At 71.8% G+C, this 19,736-nt stretch carries 18 protein-coding genes and 1 pseudogene; 10 read left to right on the forward strand and 9 right to left on the reverse strand.

The genetic code is table 11. From position 1 onward, the window contains the following. Positions 1-398, reverse strand: a 398-nt coding sequence (locus ACH0BZ_RS15525) for a hypothetical protein (RefSeq protein ID WP_406899607.1), incomplete at its 3' end; no start/stop codon positions are given. A gap of 241 nt (positions 399-639) precedes the next feature. Here ACH0BZ_RS15525 and ACH0BZ_RS15530 point away from each other — a divergent pair. Continuing rightward, positions 640-1,185 (forward strand): SRPBCC family protein, encoded by a 546-nt coding sequence (locus ACH0BZ_RS15530; RefSeq protein WP_406899609.1) that lies wholly within the window; start codon positions 640-642, stop codon positions 1,183-1,185. Between the two features lie 329 nt (positions 1,186-1,514). Here the strand turns inward: ACH0BZ_RS15530 and ACH0BZ_RS15535 are convergent, their stop codons facing one another. Next, positions 1,515-1,919: a hypothetical protein gene (locus tag ACH0BZ_RS15535; RefSeq protein ID WP_406899611.1), complete on the reverse strand. Its 405-nt coding sequence runs from the start codon at positions 1,917-1,919 to the stop codon at positions 1,515-1,517. A 182-nt stretch (positions 1,920-2,101) separates the two neighbouring features. Between ACH0BZ_RS15535 and ACH0BZ_RS15540 the strand changes: the two genes are divergently transcribed. Further along, positions 2,102-2,692: a hypothetical protein gene (locus ACH0BZ_RS15540; RefSeq protein ID WP_406899613.1), complete on the forward strand. Its 591-nt coding sequence runs from the start codon at positions 2,102-2,104 to the stop codon at positions 2,690-2,692. A gap of 24 nt (positions 2,693-2,716) precedes the next feature. Here ACH0BZ_RS15540 and ACH0BZ_RS15545 read toward each other — a convergent pair whose 3' ends face one another. Continuing rightward, entirely contained in the window at positions 2,717-3,979 is a 1,263-nt protein-coding gene (locus ACH0BZ_RS15545) for an aspartate kinase (protein WP_406899615.1), read from the reverse strand. A gap of 71 nt (positions 3,980-4,050) precedes the next feature. On the opposite strand from ACH0BZ_RS15545, the gene ACH0BZ_RS15550 reads away from it, so the two are divergent. From ACH0BZ_RS15550 to ACH0BZ_RS15565, 4 genes are all read left to right on the forward strand, one after another. Continuing rightward, positions 4,051-4,926: a DMT family transporter gene (locus ACH0BZ_RS15550; RefSeq protein WP_406899616.1), complete on the forward strand. Its 876-nt coding sequence runs from the start codon at positions 4,051-4,053 to the stop codon at positions 4,924-4,926. Between the two features lie 83 nt (positions 4,927-5,009). Next, a complete protein-coding gene (locus tag ACH0BZ_RS15555) occupies positions 5,010-5,441 on the forward strand; it encodes a GNAT family N-acetyltransferase (protein WP_406899617.1) in 432 nt (143 codons plus the stop codon). A gap of 168 nt (positions 5,442-5,609) precedes the next feature. After that, positions 5,610-7,469, forward strand: a complete 1,860-nt coding sequence (leuA, locus tag ACH0BZ_RS15560) for a 2-isopropylmalate synthase (RefSeq protein WP_406899619.1) — start codon at positions 5,610-5,612, stop codon at positions 7,467-7,469. A gap of 312 nt (positions 7,470-7,781) precedes the next feature. Then, positions 7,782-8,888, forward strand: coding sequence for a peptidoglycan recognition family protein (locus tag ACH0BZ_RS15565; protein ID WP_406899620.1), 1,107 nt, complete (start codon positions 7,782-7,784; stop codon positions 8,886-8,888). Positions 8,889-9,024: 136 nt separating this feature from the next. On the opposite strand, the gene ACH0BZ_RS15570 is transcribed toward ACH0BZ_RS15565, so the two are convergent. The 4 genes from ACH0BZ_RS15570 to ACH0BZ_RS15585 all read right to left on the reverse strand — a co-directional run bounded on the left by ACH0BZ_RS15570 (position 9,025) and on the right by ACH0BZ_RS15585 (position 14,120). Beyond that, entirely contained in the window at positions 9,025-9,456 is a 432-nt protein-coding gene (locus tag ACH0BZ_RS15570) for a phage holin family protein (protein ID WP_406899639.1), read from the reverse strand. Positions 9,457-9,463: 7 nt separating this feature from the next. After that, positions 9,464-10,825, reverse strand: a complete 1,362-nt coding sequence (locus ACH0BZ_RS15575) for an aspartate aminotransferase family protein (RefSeq protein ID WP_406899622.1) — start codon at positions 10,823-10,825, stop codon at positions 9,464-9,466. 125 nt (positions 10,826-10,950) lie between these two features. Next, positions 10,951-13,173 (reverse strand): ATP-binding protein, encoded by a 2,223-nt coding sequence (locus ACH0BZ_RS15580; protein ID WP_406899624.1) that lies wholly within the window; start codon positions 13,171-13,173, stop codon positions 10,951-10,953. Between the two features lie 2 nt (positions 13,174-13,175). Continuing rightward, complete coding sequence (locus ACH0BZ_RS15585; protein ID WP_406899625.1) at positions 13,176-14,120, reverse strand: exonuclease domain-containing protein; 945 nt, start codon at positions 14,118-14,120, stop codon at positions 13,176-13,178. A 109-nt stretch (positions 14,121-14,229) separates the two neighbouring features. Here ACH0BZ_RS15585 and ACH0BZ_RS15590 point away from each other — a divergent pair, with 109 nt between their 5' ends. From ACH0BZ_RS15590 to ACH0BZ_RS15605, 4 genes are all read left to right on the forward strand, one after another. Beyond that, complete coding sequence (locus ACH0BZ_RS15590; RefSeq protein ID WP_406899626.1) at positions 14,230-15,282, forward strand: serine hydrolase; 1,053 nt, start codon at positions 14,230-14,232, stop codon at positions 15,280-15,282. Between the two features lie 51 nt (positions 15,283-15,333). After that, positions 15,334-16,674, forward strand: a complete 1,341-nt coding sequence (locus ACH0BZ_RS15595; protein ID WP_406899627.1) for a MurT ligase domain-containing protein — start codon at positions 15,334-15,336, stop codon at positions 16,672-16,674. After that, positions 16,671-17,477: a type 1 glutamine amidotransferase gene (locus ACH0BZ_RS15600; RefSeq protein ID WP_406899628.1), complete on the forward strand. Its 807-nt coding sequence runs from the start codon at positions 16,671-16,673 to the stop codon at positions 17,475-17,477. Before ACH0BZ_RS15595 ends, ACH0BZ_RS15600 begins: the two co-directional genes overlap by 4 nt. Positions 17,478-17,574: 97 nt before the next feature. Next, positions 17,575-18,516, forward strand: a complete 942-nt coding sequence (locus ACH0BZ_RS15605; protein WP_406899629.1) for an amidohydrolase family protein — start codon at positions 17,575-17,577, stop codon at positions 18,514-18,516. A 192-nt stretch (positions 18,517-18,708) separates the two neighbouring features. Here the strand turns inward: ACH0BZ_RS15605 and recR are convergent. Next, a pseudogene (gene recR / locus ACH0BZ_RS15610) lies at positions 18,709-19,314 on the reverse strand (recombination mediator RecR); the annotation flags it as partial. 67 nt (positions 19,315-19,381) lie between these two features. Further along, positions 19,382-19,723: a YbaB/EbfC family nucleoid-associated protein gene (locus ACH0BZ_RS15615; RefSeq protein ID WP_406899631.1), complete on the reverse strand. Its 342-nt coding sequence runs from the start codon at positions 19,721-19,723 to the stop codon at positions 19,382-19,384. Positions 19,724-19,736 lie beyond the last annotated feature (13 nt).

A 19,736-nucleotide genomic window follows, 5' to 3' on the forward strand; every position in this document is an offset into this window, starting at 1 on the left:
GCACACCCCTCGACGACACCAGCGCCGCGATCATCGCCGCCCTGCCAGCGGGGCACTAAGGAGGTCCAACTCAGGTCTGCGAGCTCTCCGCGCGACCGCCGCTGCTCCACCAATTCCGCGCCCCTGTCGTCGAGGTAGCGCACCGAGTCAACGGCCGGTGCGGCGTCGACGAGCTCCCACCACCGGCCGAGGAGATCCGGTGGCGTTCCCGCCCCGGGAACCGGGTGCGTCACCGAATCCACGTCCGTGCCCATGCGCCTTCTCCGTTCTCCGACCTGATTTCCGATCACATTGCCGATCCCATTCCGGGACGGCTGTCCGAAGCCGTCGATGACGTTATTCCGCTCGCCTTTTCCGCAGCTTTTCGACCACTGCCGGAACCCTTTCGACGGAACCACAGAACCCCTTTCCCACAAACGGCGAGGCGCTTATCCGGCGCTAAAGTCCGCGCGCGGAATCACTGAGCCGGAGCAGAGCGAGGGAAAGGGCGCTGAGAAGCGCGCTGAAAGCGTCGGGACAGTGCCACCCGAGTGCGCGTTTAGCCATCCGAAAGTGGGCGGCAAGACGGCGGTGAGTCCGCACGGTTACCGTGGGGCGCGTCGCCGCCCGGCGGCACCGACACCCGAGGGAGACACGACCATGGCCAAGGCAGCCAGACGCCGACGCCCGATCCTGCGCTACACCGCCATCGCCGCCACGGCGGTGCTGCTTCCGGCCGTCGCGTACTCGATCTGGGCGGTGTCCCGCGACTACGAGATGAGCTCGGCCCTGGCGATCGAGGGCACTGCTGACGAGGTGTGGGCCGTTCTGGCCGACCGGGAATCGTACCCGCGGTGGAATCCCTTCATCGTCTCCTCCGCCGGCGACCTGGTCGAGGGCGGGACGTTGACCAACGAACTGATCGACACCAACGGCGGGAGCATGACCTTCACGCCGACGGTCCTCACCGTGGAGCCCGGTCGGGAGCTGCGGTGGAAGGGTTCGGTGATGCTGCCGGGGATCTTCGACGGCGAGCACTGGTTCACCATCGAGCCCGCCGGCGACGGCCGGGTGGTCCTGCACCAGGAGGAACGGTTCTCCGGAATCGCGGTGCCACCGATGATCGGCTCGATCCGCGAGACGACTCTCCCTATGTTCGACCGGATGAACGAGGCCCTGGCCGCTGAGGTATCGCGGCGGCGCTGAGCATGGCCCGGCGCCCGCGGGGCGTAACGCAGCACGGTCACCGGGCCAGGAGTTCGCCTTCGCGCAGTCCGGCCCAGTCCGCACGCTCGCCCGGCGCGGCGTCTACCGGACACTCGACGCCGTCGCCCCGCTCCGGGCGCGCATCTGGGGCCGGCTCTACTACTCGATGGACCTGCCCGACGATCCCGCTGCCGCCGCCCTCGACAGGCTCACCCACCGGATGGGCAACCAGCCCAGCCACCCCTCCTCCATCCCCGTGGAAAAGAGTGTTGCTAACACATAACCGCAGATAGGCCGCGACGCCCCGACCCCATGGCGCCGATCAGACCTCACCCCGTCGACAGCGCCTCCGCGCAGTCCACGCGACCGTTAGGGAACTCGACGACCTTCGCGTCGCCCTTCTGCAGCAGCCCGTCGAGCACCCGGCACTCGGTGAACCCGGCGATCGGCCCACCGGCGTCCCCGTCCACCGACAGGACAAGGGTGTCGCCCTCCCACCGCGCGGTGCCGTTCTGCGTGGAGAAGGCCCCCTCGACGGCCTCGGCGAGCTGGTCACGGTCGGTGCCGAAGGCATAGTCGCCGGAGTCGCTCGACGGCGAGGTCTGCTCCAGGACGGGAGGTTCCGTCGCGGGGTCCGCGTCCGGCGCGTCTCCTCCGGAGCCGCAGGCTGCACCGGCCGTCACGAGGAGTCCCGCCCACACCACCGCCCCGGCCCGCACGAGTCGTGCACGCATGATCGTCTCGATTCTCCCGGCGCCACCGCCGGAGTAGTCAGATATCGGAATTCTTCACCACAGACCAACACACTATTCGCTGTTCATCATGTCTCGTTACGGTGTCGAATCACCGCGGGGCGCCCATTTTCTCAGGATCTGCCTATGGTGGGCCCATACCGCGTGAGCAAAGGAGAGCAGGAATGGTCGCCTCGCCGTCGGGTCAGGGATTGGTACACGGCGCCAACGACTGGTCGCGCAGACTCGGGATCTCGCTCCGGCCGTGGTCGGGCCACTCACCACACGGGCTGCTCCTGCGCGGGGCGATCCAGACCGCCGTCTCGGTGTTCGTCGTGGTGGTGGGGCTGCGCCTGCGGGGCGCGGACGAGGTCACCGCGGGCGCCGGCGAGCTCGAGAGTCTCCGCGCCGTCGCGCTGCTCCTCGTCATCGGCGCGGTGGCCACGGGCCTCCTCGGCGTCGCACGGATGGTCGTGGGAGCGATCGACCTCGTGCCGCGGACGACCGTCACCGGCACGGTCCTGAGCTTGGACGACCGTCAGGCTCTCGACTTCCTACCCAACGCCCTCCAGCACGCGATCTTCACCCGCAACCCCCAGAACATCGACAAGCGTCGGCCCCGCACCGAGGTGGTGCTCGACACCGCGGACGGCGTGCACCAGTGGACGGTCCGCAGCGCGCGTGCCCGGCGACAGCTCCGGCGGGGCGCGACGGTCCGCCTCGTCGTCACCCCCCTGGCCGGCTACGTCGCCCGCGTCGAGCCCACCGCACCCTGATCCGGCCCGGGGGCCGGGGAGGGGTCAGCGGCCGGTGCCGGCGTAGACCGTGGCCTCCTCCTCGCCACCCAGGTCGAAGGCGTCGTGAAGGGCCTTGACGCAGTCGGCCAGCTCGTCCTCGCGCACGAGCGCGGAGATGCGGATCTCGGAGGTGGAGATGAGCTCGATGTTGATCCCGGCGTCGGCGAGCGACTCGCAGAACGTGGCGGTGACGCCCGGGTGGGACTTCATGCCGGCGCCCACGAGGGAGACCTTGCCCACGTTGTCGTCATAGAGGACCTGGTCGATACCCAGGTCGCCCTTCATGCCGGTAAGCACCTCGACGGCCTTGCGCCCGACCTCCCGGGGGCAGGTGAACGTGATGTCGGTCTTGCCCTCCGCCTTGGAGACGTTCTGCAGGACCATGTCGATGTTGACCTCCGCGTCGGCCACGGCCCGGAAGACCTTGGCCGCGTAGCCCGGCTGGTCGGCGATGCCCACGACGGTGATCTTGGCCTCGGAGCTGTCGCTCACGACTCCGGTCAGGACTGCGTCTTCCACGGGGATGCCCTCCAAGTTGCCGGCCACGAGGGTGCCGGGGTTGTGCGAATACGACGAGCGGACCCGGAGCGGGACGTTGTAGCGGCGCGCGAACTCCACGCTCCGCAGGTTGAGGATCTTGGAGCCGACGGCCGCCATCTCGAGCATCTCCTCGAACGAGATGGTGTCGAGCTTGCGGGCGTTCTTCACGATCCGGGGGTCGGCCGTGTAGACGCCGTCGACGTCGGAGTAGATCTCGCACACGTCGGCGCCCAGGGCCGAGGCCATGGCCACGGCGGTGGTGTCGGAGCCGCCGCGACCCAGGGTGGTGACGTCGCGGGTCTCGCGCGAGACGCCCTGGAAGCCGGCGACCAGCGCGATCTTGCCCTGGTCGAGCGCCTCGCGGACGCGGCCCGGCGTGATGTCGATGATCCGGCTGTTGCCGTGCCGGGTCGTGGTGATGATCCCGGCCTGCGAGCCGGTGAAGGAGTAGGCCTCCATGCCGAACGAGCTGATCGCCATGGCGAGCAACGCGTTGGAGATCCGCTCGCCCGAGGTGAGCAACATGTCCATCTCACGTTGCGGCGGGGACGGGCACACCTGGTCGGCCAGGTCGAGCAACTCGTCGGTGGTATCGCCCATCGCGGAGGCCACCACCACCACGTCGTTGCCGGCCTTCTTGGTCTCCACGATCCGTTCCGCCACCCGGCGGATACGTTCTGCGGACTCCACGGAGGAGCCGCCGTACTTCTGCACTACCAGTGCCACGCGGTCACACCCTTCCGGTGTTGATCGGCCTCATGCGGCCGACTTTACCGGTCAGTGTTTACTCGGTAGTGATGACGGAAAGCTGGCTCGCCGTAGTGCTCGCCCTCGCCTCTGCTCTCAGCCAGGCCTTCGGCACCGTTCTGCGGCACCGTCCGGCCGAGCGACGGGACCTCGGCCACGGCGGGCGCTTCGGCGTGCTCACCAGCACGTACTGGTGGACCGGGATGGGGATCAGCGCGGCCGGATTCGCGTTCCAGGGCGCGGCGCTGGCGTTCGGTTCGCTCATCCTGGTGCAGACGCTCACCGTGCTCTCTCTCACGTTTGCGCTCCCGCTGGGTGCGTGGTTCACGGGGCGCCGCGTGACCAAGACCGAGCTCTTCTGGGGGCACGTGCTCGCCGGCTGCGTGGCGATCCTCGTGGTGCACGGCCGCCCCACGGGGGGCGAGATGCACCCGCCGTGGCACGAGTGGGTGATCGCGTGCGGCGTGGGCGCGGTGGCGATCGGCGCGGTGGTGCGGGTCGCCTACTACCGGGTCCGCGGCGACCGCGCCCTGCTGCTCGGCGTGGCCGGCGGAACGGCGTTCGCCTACGTGGCGCTGTTCATCAAGGGCGTCGCCGACCGCTTCGCCCTGGGCGGCGTGGCCGAGGTGGTGACCACCGGCGAGCTGTACGGGCTCGTCGGGTCCGCGGTCGTGGCACTCACGCTGCAGCAGATGTCGTTCTCGGCGGGCGCCGTCCACCAGGCCGTGCCGGCGTCCACCGTCACCACGCCCGTCGTGGCGCTGCTACTCGGCTTCGCGGTTCTCGACGAGCGCTTCGCCGTGGACGGCGCGCAGCTGCTCATCCTGGCCCTGACCGTGGTGGTGATGGCCGTAGCCACCGTCCTGCTCTCCCGCAAGGAGGTGGGACCGAAGCGGCCCAGCCGGAGTGACGAAGCGGCGAGGTGACGACCAGGCCACCCCGGCGCGCATGACGGTCACAAAGCCGCTCGATCCGTGCCTATCCGCGCGGGTTTTGCCACACTGGGCAGATGGACTCGCAGGACGTCGTGGTCCGTCGGGCCTCGCGCACCGACGTTGACCTCGTGCTGTCCGCCTCCGACCTCTTCACCACTCCCCCGACCCCGGAGTGGACCCAGGACTTCCTCGACCGCGGGTCCAACCTGCTCCTCCTGGCACTCGGCGAGGGCTCTCCGGTGGGCATGCTCGTCGCCGTGGAGACCGGCCACCTCGGCGAGAGCCCCGACCTGTTCGTCTACGGCATCCGCGTCCGCGAGGGCTCCCGCGGCCAGGGAATAGCCCACCGGCTCATCGACAAGGCCGTGGAGGTCGCCGAGGAGGCCGGCTGCAACCGCGTGTGGGGCTCGCTCGACCACGGGGAGGCCATCCCGGCCACCTCGCCGCTCTCGCCGCCGGACGCGGTGACCTCCGGGGCCACGACGTTCTTCATTCCCGTCCCGTGAGCACGGATTCCGCGCCCGTTGGGCGACCCGTGTATCGTGGGCCCCATGCAGCGCGTGCTCCTTCTTGGATGCCGCGGCGGGGCCCGCTAGAGCGGACCGGCTCCCCGTCGCGGGATCTCGTCGCGCCGGTCCGGTCTCGTAGATCGCCTAGGAAGTAGAGCCCCAGATATGACTCCCGCTGACGCGTTCGTCTCGTCGTCGTCGACCATCACTCCCCCCTCCAAGCCGGGCCGCCCCGGCCAGCCGTCGTGGAACAAGCAGCGCGGCTCCTCCATGCCGGTGCACCGCTACCGCCCCTTCGCCGAGGAGGTCGAGGACGTCTCGCTGCCCGACCGCACGTGGCCCGACACCGTGATCTCCCACGCGCCCCAGTGGTGCGCCGTGGACCTGCGCGACGGCAACCAGGCGCTCATCGACCCCATGAGCCCGGCCCGCAAGCGCCGCATGTTCGAGCTGCTCGTCCGCATGGGCTACAAGGAGATCGAGGTCGGCTTCCCGTCCGCCTCACAGACGGACTACGACTTCGTCCGCGAGATCATCGAGGACGACGCGATCCCCGAGGACGTCACCATCCAGGTGCTGGTCCAGTGCCGCGAGGACCTCATCCGCCGCACGTTCGAGGCCTGCGAGGGCGCGCGCAACGTGATCGTGCACTTCTACAACTCCACCTCGATCCTGCAGCGCAAGGTGGTGTTCCGGAAGGACCGCGACGCCATCAAGCAGATCGCGACCGACGCCGCCGAGCTGGTCACGCGCATCGCGAAGGACTACCCGGACACCACGTGGCGCTGGGAGTACTCGCCCGAGTCCTTCACCGGCACCGAGCTCGCGTTCTCCAAGGAGGTGTGCGACGCCGTGACCGAGGTCGTGGGTGCCACCCCGGAGAACCCGATCATCATCAACCTGCCCGCCACGGTCGAGATGGCCACGCCCAACGTGTACGCCGACCAGATCGAGTGGATGCACCGCAACCTGGCGCACCGCGAGGCCACCATCCTCTCGCTGCACCCGCACAACGACCGCGGCACCGGCGTGGCCGCCGCCGAGCTCGCCTTCCAGGCCGGCGCCGACCGCATCGAGGGCTGCCTGTTCGGCAACGGCGAGCGCACGGGCAACGTGTGCCTGGTGACGCTGGGCATGAACCTGCTCACACGCGGTGTCGACCCGCAGATCAACTTCTCCGACATGGACGAGATCCGCCGGACCGTCGAGTACGCCAACCAGCTCACCGTGCCCGAGCGGCACCCGTACGGCGGCGACCTGGTCTTTACCGCCTTCTCCGGCTCGCATCAGGACGCCATCAACAAGGGCTTCGACGCGCTGCAGGCCGAGGCCGACGCGCGCGGCGAGAACGTCTCCGACATCACGTGGGAGGTTCCGTACCTGCCCATCGACCCCAAGGACGAGGGCCGCACCTACGAGGCCGTCATCCGCGTCAACTCGCAGTCCGGCAAGGGCGGCGTCGCCTACATCATGAAGAGCGACTACGGCCTGCAGCTGCCGCGGCGCCTGCAGATGGAGTTCTCGCAGATCGTCCAGAACGTCACCGACTCCGAGGGCGGCGAGGTCACGCCCAAGCAGATGTGGGACATCTTCTCGCTGGAGTACCTGGACCGGGTGTCTCCCATGGAGCGCATCTCCCAGCAGCTGGACCCGGCCGAGACCGATGACGGCGCGGACACGATCGACGCCGTGGTCAAGTGGAAGGGCAAGACCACCGAACTCACCGGGTCCGGCAACGGCCCGCTGGCCGCATTCGTCGCCGCCCTCAACGAACTGTTCGACGACGAGGTGCGCATCCTCGACTACAGCGAACACGCGATGACCGCCGGCGACGACGCCACCGCCGCCGCCTACGTCGAGTGCCAGGTCGGCAACCGCGTCTTCTGGGGCGTCGGCCGCGCCGGCTCGATCACGACCGCGTCGCTGCGGGCCGTGGTCTCCGCGATCAACCGCGCCTACGCCGACGAGGCCGAGGGCGTGGAGGCCACCGGCAGCACCGAGGGCGCCCGCACCTGGGCCCCCTGACGGGGCGCTCGTGCTTCCCCGCCTGTGACGAGTGCGGCCGCGCCCGGGGAGATCCCCGGATGCGGCCGCACTGTTGTTGGGGTCGGCTCGAAACGACGCTCGGCGGGCTCGCCGCAACGGCGCAGGATCCCTCCGACACCGCGTACCTGGTCGTCAAAAATCACCCCATCAGTCACATGCAAACCAGGTATCACTCCGGTAACGAATATCTCGATTTTGTAACGACAGACGCGTAATGTGACGGCCGGTCCCGCCGATATGCCGGGCGTCCGTGCCGCGAGATCTGCCGAAGTCCTGTCTGGAGTGCTCTCTATGTCCGTTTCCCGCCGTGGGTTCCTCACCGCCGCGTCCGTCGGCCTCGGTGCCGCCGTCGCCTCCTCGGTCCGTGCGCCGCTCGCCGGCGCCCTCCCCTTCGACACGGGCTCGCTCGGCGTGGTCCAGGACCTCATGCAGGCGGTCCCCACGGGCAGCGGCATGATCCAGCCGTCCGGACCGCTCGGCTACGTGGGTGTGACCTTCCCCAGCCCGGAGGAGATGCTCGGCCGCATCCGCTTCGGCTTCCCCGACGGCTCGGTGGGCGACTGGATCCCGCTCGAGGGGCTCGATTCCGCGCCCGACTCGGGCAGCCTGCCCGCCTCGGAGCTCGTCTCCGCGCCGGACGGCGCCGTGAGCTACGAGGTCGACGCGCCCGCCGGCTCCGAGGCGACCGCCTTCGACGACGGCCGCGGAACGCCGCGAAACTACAGCCTCGGCAGCACGGGTCTGCTCAACCTCCCCGTTATCCCGCGCGCGGCGTGGGGCGCGGGGGACGTCGCCGGTCATCGCTGGTCGCCGACGTTCTTCGCGGCCCAGGGCATCACCATCCACCACACGGCCACGCAGCCGGGTCCGGACCGCGCCGCCAGCGTGCGGGCGATCTACAACTACCACGCCAACACGCTGGGCTGGGGCGACGTCGGCTACCACCTCATCATCGACCCCGAGGGGCGCATCTACCAGGGCCGCGGCGGCACGGTCGGCGGTGGCCCCGTGTTCCAGGTCCCGCCGGTCGCCGGTGTGGCCCCTCCGGTCGTCACGGGCGGCCACGTGGGCGGCTACAACAACGGCAACATCGGCATCAGCCTGCTGGGCGACTTCTCGCACCGCCCCCCGACCGCCGCCGCCATCGGCGCGACCATCGACTGCGTGCGTACGCTCTCCGGAGCCATCGGCGTCCACCCGCAGTCGCACATCAACTACCGCAACCCGGAGGGCGGAGCCTCGCGCGGCATGCCGGCCGTCTCCGGCCACCGCCAGTGGGGCGGCACCGCCTGCCCGGGCGACGCCTTCTACGGCATGATGCAGTTCATCCGCGACCAAGCCGCGAACGGCTGGACCCCGAGCGCCGTCTCCTCGGCCGCGCTGCCCTTCGGCTCCTGACCCGCGGCGGGTCGGCCCCCGAACGGTCGGCCCCGCCCGAAAATCGGCGACTCCGCGAGCGGATCGGCGGCCCCTGTGAGGGTCGCCGACCCAGCAGCGGAGTCGCCGATTTCGTAGGCGGAAGGGAAGGGGGCCTCTAGGCGCGGGCGCGGTCGCTGTTCGGCAGGAGGGCGCTGAGCACCCAGTTGACGAGCGCGACGACGATCGCGCCGAAGAATGCCGCCCAGAACCCGCTCACCGAGTACACGGCGCCGAACGGCTCGAGCTGCTCGGTGATCCACGACGTGAGCATGAGCATGAGCGCGTTGACCACCAGCAGGAACAGCCCCAGCGTGAGGATCGTGAACGGCAGCGAAAGCAGCTGGACGATCGGCTTGACCACGGCGTTGACCAGGGCGAATACCACGGCCACGATGAGCAGCGCCACGATGGTGGGCACGCTCACCTGATCACTCACGGCGCCGGCGTCGGCCGAGACAGCCGCCTCACGCAGGGCGATCCCGGGGATGAGGAGCGTCGCCGCCCACAGAGCGACGGCGTTGACGACGAGCGCGAGCAGAAGCCTCAACATGGCCTCACCCTGCCACGTACGAATCCGCCACGTCGAGGGCTCGGTCGAACACGTCGAGGCCCGCCCGCGCCTCGTCCGGCGTGATGATGCACGGCGGGACGATGTGGAAACGGTTGTAGTTCATGAACAGCAGCACGCCCTCGGACTTGGCCGCGGCGAAGGTCTTGGCCATGGCCTCGGACGAGCCGCCGTACGGGGCGAGCGGCTCGCGGGTCTCGCGGTCGGCCACCATCTCCACGGCCCAGAACACGCCGAGGCCGCGGACCTCGCCGATCGACGGGTGCTTCTCGGCGAGCTCCCGCAGGCGCGGGCCGATGACGTCCTCGCCGATCATCTTCGCGTTCTCGACGATCTTGTCCTCGCGCATGAGGTTGATCGTCGCCACCACGGAGGCGCAGGCGAGCGGGTGACCAGAGTAGGTGAGTCCGCCGGTGTAGGGGGTCTTCTCGAAGGACGCGGCGACCCGGTCGTGGAGGATCACGCCGCCCAACGGCACGTAGCCCGAGTTGGAGCCCTTGGCGAAGGTGATGAGGTCCGGCGCCCAGTCGTCGTCGCCGGAGCGGAAATTGTCCAGCGCGAGCCACTCGCCGGTGCGGCCGAAACCTGCCATGACCTCGTCGCAGATCATGACGATCCCGTACTTGTCGCAGATCTCACGCACGCCGCGCAGGTAATCGGCGGGCGGGACCATGATGCCGACGGTGCCGGGCACGGACTCGATGATGAGCGCCGCGAAGTGGTCCGGCCCCTCGAGCCCGATGAGCGAGTCGAGGTGCTCCAGCGCGCGGTCGCACTCCTGCTTGTCGTTCTCCGCGTAGAACTGCGAGCGGTAGAGGAACGGCGCGTGGAAGTGGACGGCCCCGGTGTTGCCCAGGTCGTTGGCCCAGCGGCGGGTGTCGCCGGTGAGGTTCATCGAGGTGGTGGTGGCGCCGTGGTAGCTGCGGAACGCCGAGAGGGTCTTGTGCCGGCCGGTGTGGCGGCGGGCCATGCGGATGGCGTGCTCGACGGCTTCGGTACCGGCGTTGGTAAAGAAGACGCGGTTCATGCCCGCCGGTGCGACCTCCGAGACGAGCCGGGCGGCCTCGGCGCGGGCGGCGTTGGCGTGCGCCGGGTTGATGGTGCACAGGTCGGCCGCGGCGTCCTGGATGGCCTTGACGACAACGGGGTGCTGGTGCCCGATGTTGGTGTTGACCAGCTGCGAGGTGAAGTCCAACAGGCGGTTGCCGTCGCCGTCCGTCATGTAGCAACCCTCGGCGGCGGTGACGACCATCGGATCGTGGGCGCCCCACGCCGTCCACGGCGCGAGGACGTGTGCGCGCTCCTTCTCGTACACCTCGCGGGCGGCGGCGTTCTGCGGTGCAGGCACTTCGACGGTCCTCCTGGGGTCGGCGGGCGCGGGCCGGGCGGGCGGGCGCGGATCGGGCTCCATCTTTCCACGCGCGCGCCGGGCGGAGGAGCGCACGGGGACCGGACGCCGCCCGGGCTGGCCGCTCAGCCCCCGAGGGCCGGCCGCTCGGGACCGTCCGCCGCGGGGTCCTCTCGGGCGATCGCGGTGCGGTGCACGGTCCCGTCGGGCCGCTGGGTCCGGATCCCGAACACGGTCGGGGAGTCTCCGGGTTGCAGCCGCGCCACGATGCGCGTTCCCGGCCCGGCGACGTCGAGTTCCTCCGCGAGCCGGTCCCGGGCCCGGGCCGCGACCGCGTCGTCGAGGGACCCCGCCGAGTCGTCGAGGAGCTGCACGTGGGCGCCGCGCAGTCGTGCCCGGCCCACGGCGGCGTCGATCCGGGCGTCGAGCAGTCCGCGGGCGCGGAGGTGGTCGCGGAGTCCGGCCTCGGCGATCCGCGCCTCGTCCCGCAGCGCCCGGTCGTCGTGGTCCGCCGACGCGATGCGCCCCAGCAGGTCGCCGACCCCGTCGAGGATCCGCTGGGCGCGGGCCCGCCGCTCGGCGATCGCGGCGGTGGCGGCGGCGCCGGCCACCCTCCCCTCGACGGCCTGTCGTCGCAGCTCGTCCTCGGTCCGGCGGATGGGGACCACGACCACGTCGAAGACCTGCGCCCCCACGACGATGAACAACCCGATGACGACCCGGCCCACCGCCTCCGACGGCTCCAGTCCCTGCCCGAGCAGCGTCGTCAGGTACACGGCCGACACCGCGACCGCGCCGGTCCAGGCCGCGCGTCGGTAACCGCGGAGCAGGAGCACGCCGAGCACCCACATCGGCGCCTCGACGAGGTAGACGAACTCCGGCCCACCCCTCTCGGGGGAGACCAGGAGCCCGGCCGCCGCGACCGCAGAGGTGGCCCCGGCCAGGGCCCACGCCGTGCCGGTGGACCAGGCGTCCCGGATCACGACCAGCGCGCCCGCCAGCCCGATCCCGACCTGTGCGACGAGGGCGCCCGGCGCACGCTCCCCCACGAGCAGGGCGGAGACGGCGTCCACGGTGAGCACGCACGCGAAGAGCACCCCCAGCAGGCGCCGGAGGCGGGCGTCGAGCGGCGCGACCCCGAACAGTCCACGACGGCGACCGTCCGGCCGAGCCTCCTGCCTGGGCGCCGCCCCGGGAGGGAGCGCCAGGGTGATGCGGGTTCCGGCGCCCGCGTCGGAGTGGACCACCGCCGTCCCTCCCACGGCCTCGACGCGGCCCACGACGCTCACCCGCAGTCCCCCTCCCCGGGCCATCGCCGCCCCCACGTCGAAGCCGGGACCGTCGTCGCGCACCGTCACCTCGACCCCGCGCTCCGGGTGGGCCGTGATCCCGACGGTCACCGCCGGACCGCCGTGGGCGCGCGCGTTGGCGAGCACCTCGGTGGCCGCGTCGACCAGCTCGGACCCCACACCGCCCGGATGGGCGCGCCTGCGGGCGTCGTCGTCGACCTCGGTCGGCGGCTCCACGAACGCGCCGGCGTCCCGGGCCGCGTCGAGCAGCCTGTCCACGAGTTCGGCCTCCGTGACGGGCCGCGGGGTCCCCGCCCCTCCCGACAGGGCCCGGAGGACGGTCAGCGCCCGGCGGGCCGCGCGTCGCGTCGCGGCGGACGGTCCGAGCCGGTCGACGGCCCCGAGTACGCCGAGCACGCGGTCATGGATCACTCCGTCCAGCAGCGCGGCCTGCGCGGCGCGCGCTCGCTCCGCGGCCTTCTCGGCACGCGGTCCCGCCTCCCGCGCGGCATCGGCGTCGACCCGGTCCGCGACCGCCACCACGGTCTGCTCGAGCAGGACGAACACCGCCATGTAGACCAGGCCGAAGGCGACGTCGGTCAGCCTGGCGGCGGCGATACCGTGCGGGGAGGAGACGGCGTTCTCGACGAGGCTGCCGCCGTGCAGCACGATGAACGCCGCCCACAGCGGCACACCGCGGAGGAACGTCGGGAGCAGGAGCAGCGTCCCGCCCCCGAACGCCACGAACCACAGCATCGCGGCCTCGTGCGGGGTGCCGTCCCACGCGAGTGGCCAGGTCGCCACGAGGAGCGCGAACAGCCCGAGCTGGAGTGCGGCACCCGCCACCGCGGCGCGCTGCCGGCGCAGGAGGGCGCCGAGCACCGTGGCGGCCGCGACGCCGCCGAGTGCCGACGCGAGCCCGTCGAGCCACCAGCCGCCTGGCCCGGTCCCGTTCTGCAGCCGGATCTCGTCGATCTGGGAAAGCAGCGCGGCGAGGGTGAGGACGGAGATGAAGACCGCGATCTGTGACCTGATCCGCAGCCCGAGGTAACCCCTCATGCTCAGAACAGCGCCCCCTGCGCCTCGTCCACCGGCGCCGCCCCGCCCACGGGCCGGCCCGGCCGCACGTCGGCGAGCAGCTCCTCGAGCTGCGCGAACGGCACCAGCTCGAGGCCCTTTTTGCGGGCGAAGGCCGCGCGGCCGCGCACGGCGTTCGGCGCGTCGCACACAGCCAGGGAGGTGCGGGAGGAGATGCGGTCGGCCACGTAGAGCCCCTTGTCGACGACGAGGCCCACGATCTCGTCCGGGTCGCGGTCGACGTCGGGTGTAAAGACGACCTCCATACCCTGCACGAGCGCTCCGCCGCGGCGCAGTCGCCCGGCCGGACGCCAGCGCCGCGGCGCGGACAGGGCGTCGGCCCACACGCGGGAGACGAGGAAGCCGGTGTCGGGGTGGGCCACCATCTGCGCGACCTCGCGCACCGCCGGCGCCACCTCCTTCTCCGCGGCGGTGCGCAGGAGCCCGGCGAACACCCCGGCCAGGACCAGGGCGTCGTCGTGGGCGTCGTGCGCCGCCCGCTGCTGCACCCCGTAGTGCGCGGCGAGCGTGCCGAGCTTGAGGTCGGCGGTGGACAGGTGCAGCCGGCCGGCGAGGTCGAGGGTGCACAGGAACCGCTCGAGCAGCGCCGGCGTCCCGGCGCGGCGAGCCTCGGCGGCGAGGAACGAGGCGTCGAAGGCGGCGTTGTGGGCGACCATCGTGCGCCCGTCGATGATCCGCGCCAGCTCGCCCGCCACGTCCGCGAAGCGCGGCTTGCCCGCGAGCAGGGCCGGCGTCAGCCCGTGCACGTGGACCGGCCCCGGGTCGACGCCGGGATTGAGCAGGGTCGCGAACTCCTCCACGACGCCGCCCTCGTCGTCACACACCACCGCCGCCACCGACAGCACCCGGTCGAGCGCCGGCCGCATGCCGGACGTCTCGACGTCCACCACCACCCACCGACCGTCCATACCGCCCATCGTCGCAGACGCCCCCGACAGCCTTCACCGCGCCGTTCCCGGATCGTCACATCGGCGTTCTACGATTGTCGACACCACCCGCCCCGACCTCGGAGGACCCGTGCCCGCCGCCCACACGTCCCACGCGCGGCGCCTGCTGCCGCTCGCCCTGGCCACCGTCGGCGTCCTCGTGGCCTCGGGGGCCGTGGTGAGCGTCGTGGACGAGCCGGTGCTGCGGGCCTCGGCCTCCGCCCCCGTCCACACCTCGCAGATCAGCGACACGGACGACGGCGCAGCGGACGCCGGCGCGGCCGCCCGCACGCCCGACGGCCGGGTGGAGATCCGCTCGGATTGGACGCCGATGCCCCTGCCGCCCGGCTGGTCCCGCGTGCGGCCGATCCTCGCCTCCGCGGTGGACCAGGCCGCCGACCTGGGCCTGGACCTCACCTTCTGCGTACAGGCGGTGGACGCCGGGGACGAGCGGCACGTGTGCACGGGCTCCGGGGACGAGATGTACGCGGCGTCGGTGACCAAGATCGCCTACGCCGTCGGCGCCCTCGAGGCGTGGGGCGGGGACCCCGACGCGAAGCTCCCGGACGGCGACACCGTAGGGGAGGTGGTGGACAACGCGATCACGGTCTCGGACAACGACGCCGCCGATCGGCTGGTGCAGCTCGCCGCCCTCGGGCCCGACGCGGTCCGAGACGACCCCTTCGACACGATCAACGCCATCTCCGCCCGCGTCGGCCTGGACGACGCCTTCCACTCCGGGAACTACTACACCCTCGGCTACTGGTCGGCCGACTGGTCACACCTCACCGCCGAGGGCGCGATGCGCTACGTCACCGAACTGGTCCGCGCGGCCGACGAGCGCGCCGAGCCGGGTACACGACCGTTGACCACCCCGCGCGTGGCCCGGTACGTCCTGGACGCCATGTACCGCCAGGAGCGCACCACCAAGATCCCGCGCGAGCTGCCCGCGGGCAGCACGGCCAACAAAACCGGGGAGACCGACACCGTGTCGCACGACGTGGCCGTGGTCAACACGGCCTCCGGCCGCTATTCGGTGGTGGCGATCTCCACCGCGTCCGGGCTCTTCGGGGGCCCCGAGGACATCGTCGCCGAGACCGCGGCGGCCGTGGTGCGCGCCCTCGGCGGCGGTGTGCGGTTCTGACCGGGCACGGCGTCACACGGACGAAACACGCGCCGTCCTAGACTCGTCGCCATGAGCCCCCGCGCGACCTCCGCCCCGGCCTCCCCCGCCGGCTCGCCCACGGCCCTCACCGCCCGGGGCCGTGCCGCCTCCGCGGTGGCGCGCCTGGCCACGTGGGCCTCGCGCGTCACGGGCCGCGGCTCGGGCGGCATGATCGGCGGCCTGGTGGCCCTCAAGGTGGATCCGGGGTTGATGCGCCAGCTCGCCGCGGGACGCCGAACGGCGCTGGTCACCGGGACCAACGGTAAGTCGACGACGACGAGGATGCTCGTCGCGGCCCTGGGTTCGGTCGACCGGGTGGCCTCCAACTCGGGCGGCGACAACATGGACGCCGGGATCGTCTCCGCGCTCAACGCAGACCGGACGGCCCCGCTCGCGGCGATCGAGGTGGACGAGCTGCACACCCCCGCCGTCGCCGCCAACACCGACCCCGAGGCGATCGTGCTGCTCAACCTGAGCCGCGACCAGCTGGACCGCGTGGGCGAGATCAACGCGATCGAGCGCCGCCTGCGCGCGGGCGTGGCCGCGCAGCCGCAGGCCACGATCGTGGCGAACTGCGACGACGTGATGATGACCTCCGTCGCCTACGACAACCCGTCGGTCGTGTGGGTGGCCGCCGGCGCCCCGTGGGCAGGGGACTCGGTGAGCTGCCCGCGCACCGGCGAACCCGTGACGCGAACCGTCGACGAGGCGGGCGCCGTCCACTGGCGCGGCACCGGCCCGCTGCCCGACGGCCGCGAGTTCGCCCGGCCCGAGCCGGACTGGTGGGTCGACGACGAGGCGATCCACGGCCCCGGGGGCTTCACCGCCCCGATGCGCCTGGCCCTGCCGGGGCGGGCCAACCGCGGCAACGCCGCGCAGGCCGTCGCCACGGCCGTGGCGATGGGCGCCGATCCTGCGGCGGCGGTCCGGGCCGTCGAGACGGTCGACGACGTGGCGGGCCGCTACTCCACCGTCGACGTCGACGGTCGCTCCGCGCACCTGCTCCTGGCCAAGAACCCGGCCGGCTGGCAGGAGGCGCTCGGGATGATCGACGCCTCGGCCGACGGCCTGGTGATCGCCGTCAACGGCCAGGTCGCCGACGGAGTGGACCTGTCGTGGCTGTGGGACGTGCGGTTCGAGACCTTCGAGGGGATCTCCGTCTACGCCGCCGGCGAACGCGCCGCCGACCTGTCCGTGCGGCTCACCTACGCGGGCGTCGAGCACGAGCTCGAGCCGGACCCACTGGCCGCGATCCGCCGCTGCCCGCCCGGGCGGGTCGAGGTGCTGGCCAACTACACGGCGTTCCGCGACCTCGGTCGGGCGATCGCCGCGCTCGGCGGGTCCGATCCCGCACGGAAGGAGCAGCGATGACCGACGACCACGGTGCCTCCGCCTCCCCCCTCGACACCGTGGCCCCGGACTCGCCGCGGCCCACCGAGTCGACGGTCCGCATCGGCCTGGTCCTACCCGACGTCATGGGCACCTACGGTGACGACGGCAACGCGCTCGTCCTGCGCCAGCGCCTGCGCTGGCGCGGCCACGACGCGGAGGTCGTTCGGATCACGCTAGAGGACGAGGTGCCCGAGTCCTGTGACGTCTACACCGTTGGCGGCGGCGAGGACTCCGCCCAGAAGCTCGCGTCTCGACATCTGTCGAGCTCGCCGGGGCTGCAGCGCGCGGTGGCCCGCGGGGTGCCGGTGCTCGCGATCTGCGCCGGCATGCAGGTGTTCGGCGAATGGTTCGCGGTCTCCGACGGGTCGCGGTCCCCCGGCCTCGGGCTGCTCGACGTGACCACCACGCCGCAGGCCACCCGGGCGATCGGCGAGCTCGTCGTCGCCCCCTCCCTCGCCGGGCTCACCCAGCCGCTCACCGGATTCGAGAACCACATGGGCGCCACCGTGCTCGGACCCGACGCCGCGCCGCTGGGGCGCGTCACCGCGGGCGTCGGCAACGGCGTGCCCGCCGGCGAGCAGCTGCCCTCCGGCGGTCTGCTCGAGGGGGTTGTGCAGGGCTCGATGATCGCCACCTACATGCACGGGCCCGTCCTCGCCCGCAATCCCGAGCTCGCCGACCTGCTGCTGTGCCGCGCCCTCGGCGTGGACGCGCTGCCGCCGGTCGAGGTACCCGCGGTCGAGCGGCTGCGCTCCGAGCGCCTCGCCGCCGCGCAGCGCTAACCCCGAGGCGCCATCCTCTGACCCGGCGGCGCGGCTTCCCGGGGGTGACGGCGACAAAGCGACGCCACCGCCGGGGCAACTCCCTAAGCTCGGGCGCATGTGTACCACGCCCTCGAGTCCTGACGACGCTGCCGCCGCGACGCCCACCGCCGGGACACCCGACGCCGCCGCCGAGGCCACTGAGGTCCGCGCGCTGTGGGAGCCGCTGGGACTGCCCGGGATCGTGGACGTGCACACGCACTTCATGCCCGACCGCGTCCTGAGCAAGGTGTGGCAATACTTCGACGCCGCCGGCCCCAAGGTCGGCCGCGCCTGGCCCATCACGTACCGGGAGGCCGAGGACGCCCGCGTCGCGCGGCTGCGCTCGTACGGCGTCCTGGCCTACTCGTCGATGCTCTACCCGCACAAGGCGGACATGGCGGCGTGGCTCAACGCGTGGTCCGCCGACTTCGCCTCCCGCCACCCGGACTGCCTGCACACGGCCACGTTCTTCCCCGAACCGTCGGCCGGTGGGTACGTGCGCGACGCGATCGAGTCGGGGGCGCGCGTGTTCAAGTCGCACGTCCAGGTGGGCGAGTACGACCCCGGCGACCCGCTGCTCGACCCGGTGTGGGAGGTGCTCGACGAGTCCCGCGTGCCGACGGTGATCCACTGTGGCGGTGGGCCGGTTCCGGGGACGTTCACCGGCCCGGGCCCGATGGCCGCCGTGCTCGAGCGGTTCCCGCGGCTGCCGCTGATCGTGGCGCACATGGGCATGGGCGAGTACACCGAGTTCCTCGATCTGGCCGAACGGTACGAGCACGTGTACCTGGACACGACGATGGCGTTCACCGACTTCGTCGAGGAGACCATGCCGTTCCCCGCCGACCAGCGCGGCCGGCTGGCCGATCTCGGGCACAAGATCCTGCTCGGGACCGATTTCCCCAACATCCCCTACCCGTACGTCCACCAGCTCGAGGCGATGGCCCGCCTCGGCCTGGGCGACGACTGGCTACGGGCGGTGTGGCACGGGAACGCCGTCCGCCTGTTCGACCTCTGACGCCGCGCCCGGCCGCTGCCCCGCAGCTCCCGAAATCGGCGACTCTCCCGCCTGGTCGGCGACCCTTCTGAGGCCTGCCGATCCAGCATCAGCGTCGCCGATTCCGGAAGGCGCGGGTGTGGGGGCGGGCGGAGCTGGCGAGTCGGTGTCCTCGGGCCGGAGCACGGCGCCGGAGCGCGCGGGGCCGCCGGAGAGGATGCGCCGGCCGGAGAGGGCGTTGCCCAGGGTGAGCTCGTCGGCGAATTCCAGGTCGCCGCCCATCGGCAGCCCGGAGGCGAGACGGCTCACGACGAGGTCCGGGAACGGTCGCAGCAGTCGTGCGAGGTACGTGGACGTGGCCTCGCCGGTCGTGTTGGGGTCGGTCGCGATGATGATCTCGGCGATCTCCTCGCCGTCGACCTGCTCCCCCACCCGCCGCAGCAGCGCGGAGATGCGCAGTTCGTTGGGGCCGACGCCGTTGATGGGGTCGAGCGCGCCGCCGAGCACGTGGTAGACGCCGCGGAACTCGCGGGTGCGCTCGATCGCCTCGATGTCCTTGGGCTCCTCCACCACGCACACGAGGGTGGGGTCGCGCCGTGGGTCGGAGCAGAGGCGGCAGCGCTCGGCGGCGGACACGGTGCCGCAGACCTCGCAGTAGGTCACGCCGTCGACGACCGCCTGCAGGGCCGAGCAGAGCCGCTGGACGGACTCCGGCTCGGCACGGAGCAGGTGGAAGGCCAGCCGCTGCGCGGACTTGGGTCCGACGCCCGGCAGCTTGCCGAACTCGTCGATGAGGTTCTGGACTGGTCCTTCGTACACCGTGGTTCCTGCGTTTCCGAGAAGAGAGGGGGCGGCGGGGCCGGCGAGCGCGCGGCCCCGCCGGGGGTCACATGCCCAGGCCGCCCATCATGTCGCCGAGCCCGCCGCCGGCGGCGAGCGGGCCGAGGCGCGACTCGGCGAGTTCCTGGACCTTGGTGTGCGCGTCGCCGAACGCGCCCACGAGGAGGTCCTGCAGCGTCTCGACGTCCTCGGGGTCCACGACCTTCGGATCCACCGTGACGCCGGTGACCTCACCGGTGCCCCGCATGGTGACGGTGACGAGGCCGCCACCGGACTGGCCGTCGACGGAGCTCGCGGCGATCTCCTGCTGGGCCTGCGCGAGCTGAGCCTGCATCTGCTGGGCCTGCTGCATCAGGGCGTTCATGTCCATGTTCTGTCCGGGCTGCATGTGCGGGTCCTTT

This window comes from Dietzia sp. 179-F 9C3 NHS (assembly GCF_045369825.1).
Classification (GTDB): Bacteria; Actinomycetota; Actinomycetes; order Mycobacteriales; family Mycobacteriaceae; genus Dietzia.

Excerpts from the sequence above, each read along its gene's own strand:
- ACH0BZ_RS15615 (WP_406899631.1), bottom strand. The coding sequence starts at position 19,723 with ATGCAGCCCGGACAGAACATGGACATGAACGCCCTGATGCAGCAGGCC.
- ACH0BZ_RS15595 (WP_406899627.1), top strand. The coding sequence starts at position 15,334 with ATGAGCCCCCGCGCGACCTCCGCCCCGGCCTCCCCCGCCGGCTCGCCC.
- ACH0BZ_RS15600 (WP_406899628.1), top strand. The coding sequence starts at position 16,671 with ATGACCGACGACCACGGTGCCTCCGCCTCCCCCCTCGACACCGTGGCC.
- leuA (WP_406899619.1), top strand. The coding sequence starts at position 5,610 with ATGACTCCCGCTGACGCGTTCGTCTCGTCGTCGTCGACCATCACTCCC.
- ACH0BZ_RS15530 (WP_406899609.1), top strand. The coding sequence starts at position 640 with ATGGCCAAGGCAGCCAGACGCCGACGCCCGATCCTGCGCTACACCGCC.
- ACH0BZ_RS15585 (WP_406899625.1), bottom strand. The coding sequence starts at position 14,120 with ATGGACGGTCGGTGGGTGGTGGTGGACGTCGAGACGTCCGGCATGCGG.
- ACH0BZ_RS15535 (WP_406899611.1), bottom strand. The coding sequence starts at position 1,919 with ATGCGTGCACGACTCGTGCGGGCCGGGGCGGTGGTGTGGGCGGGACTC.
- ACH0BZ_RS15565 (WP_406899620.1), top strand. The coding sequence starts at position 7,782 with ATGTCCGTTTCCCGCCGTGGGTTCCTCACCGCCGCGTCCGTCGGCCTC.
- ACH0BZ_RS15580 (WP_406899624.1), bottom strand. The coding sequence starts at position 13,173 with ATGAGGGGTTACCTCGGGCTGCGGATCAGGTCACAGATCGCGGTCTTC.
- ACH0BZ_RS15550 (WP_406899616.1), top strand. The coding sequence starts at position 4,051 with ATGACGGAAAGCTGGCTCGCCGTAGTGCTCGCCCTCGCCTCTGCTCTC.
- ACH0BZ_RS15540 (WP_406899613.1), top strand. The coding sequence starts at position 2,102 with ATGGTCGCCTCGCCGTCGGGTCAGGGATTGGTACACGGCGCCAACGAC.
- ACH0BZ_RS15605 (WP_406899629.1), top strand. The coding sequence starts at position 17,575 with ATGTGTACCACGCCCTCGAGTCCTGACGACGCTGCCGCCGCGACGCCC.
- ACH0BZ_RS15555 (WP_406899617.1), top strand. The coding sequence starts at position 5,010 with ATGGACTCGCAGGACGTCGTGGTCCGTCGGGCCTCGCGCACCGACGTT.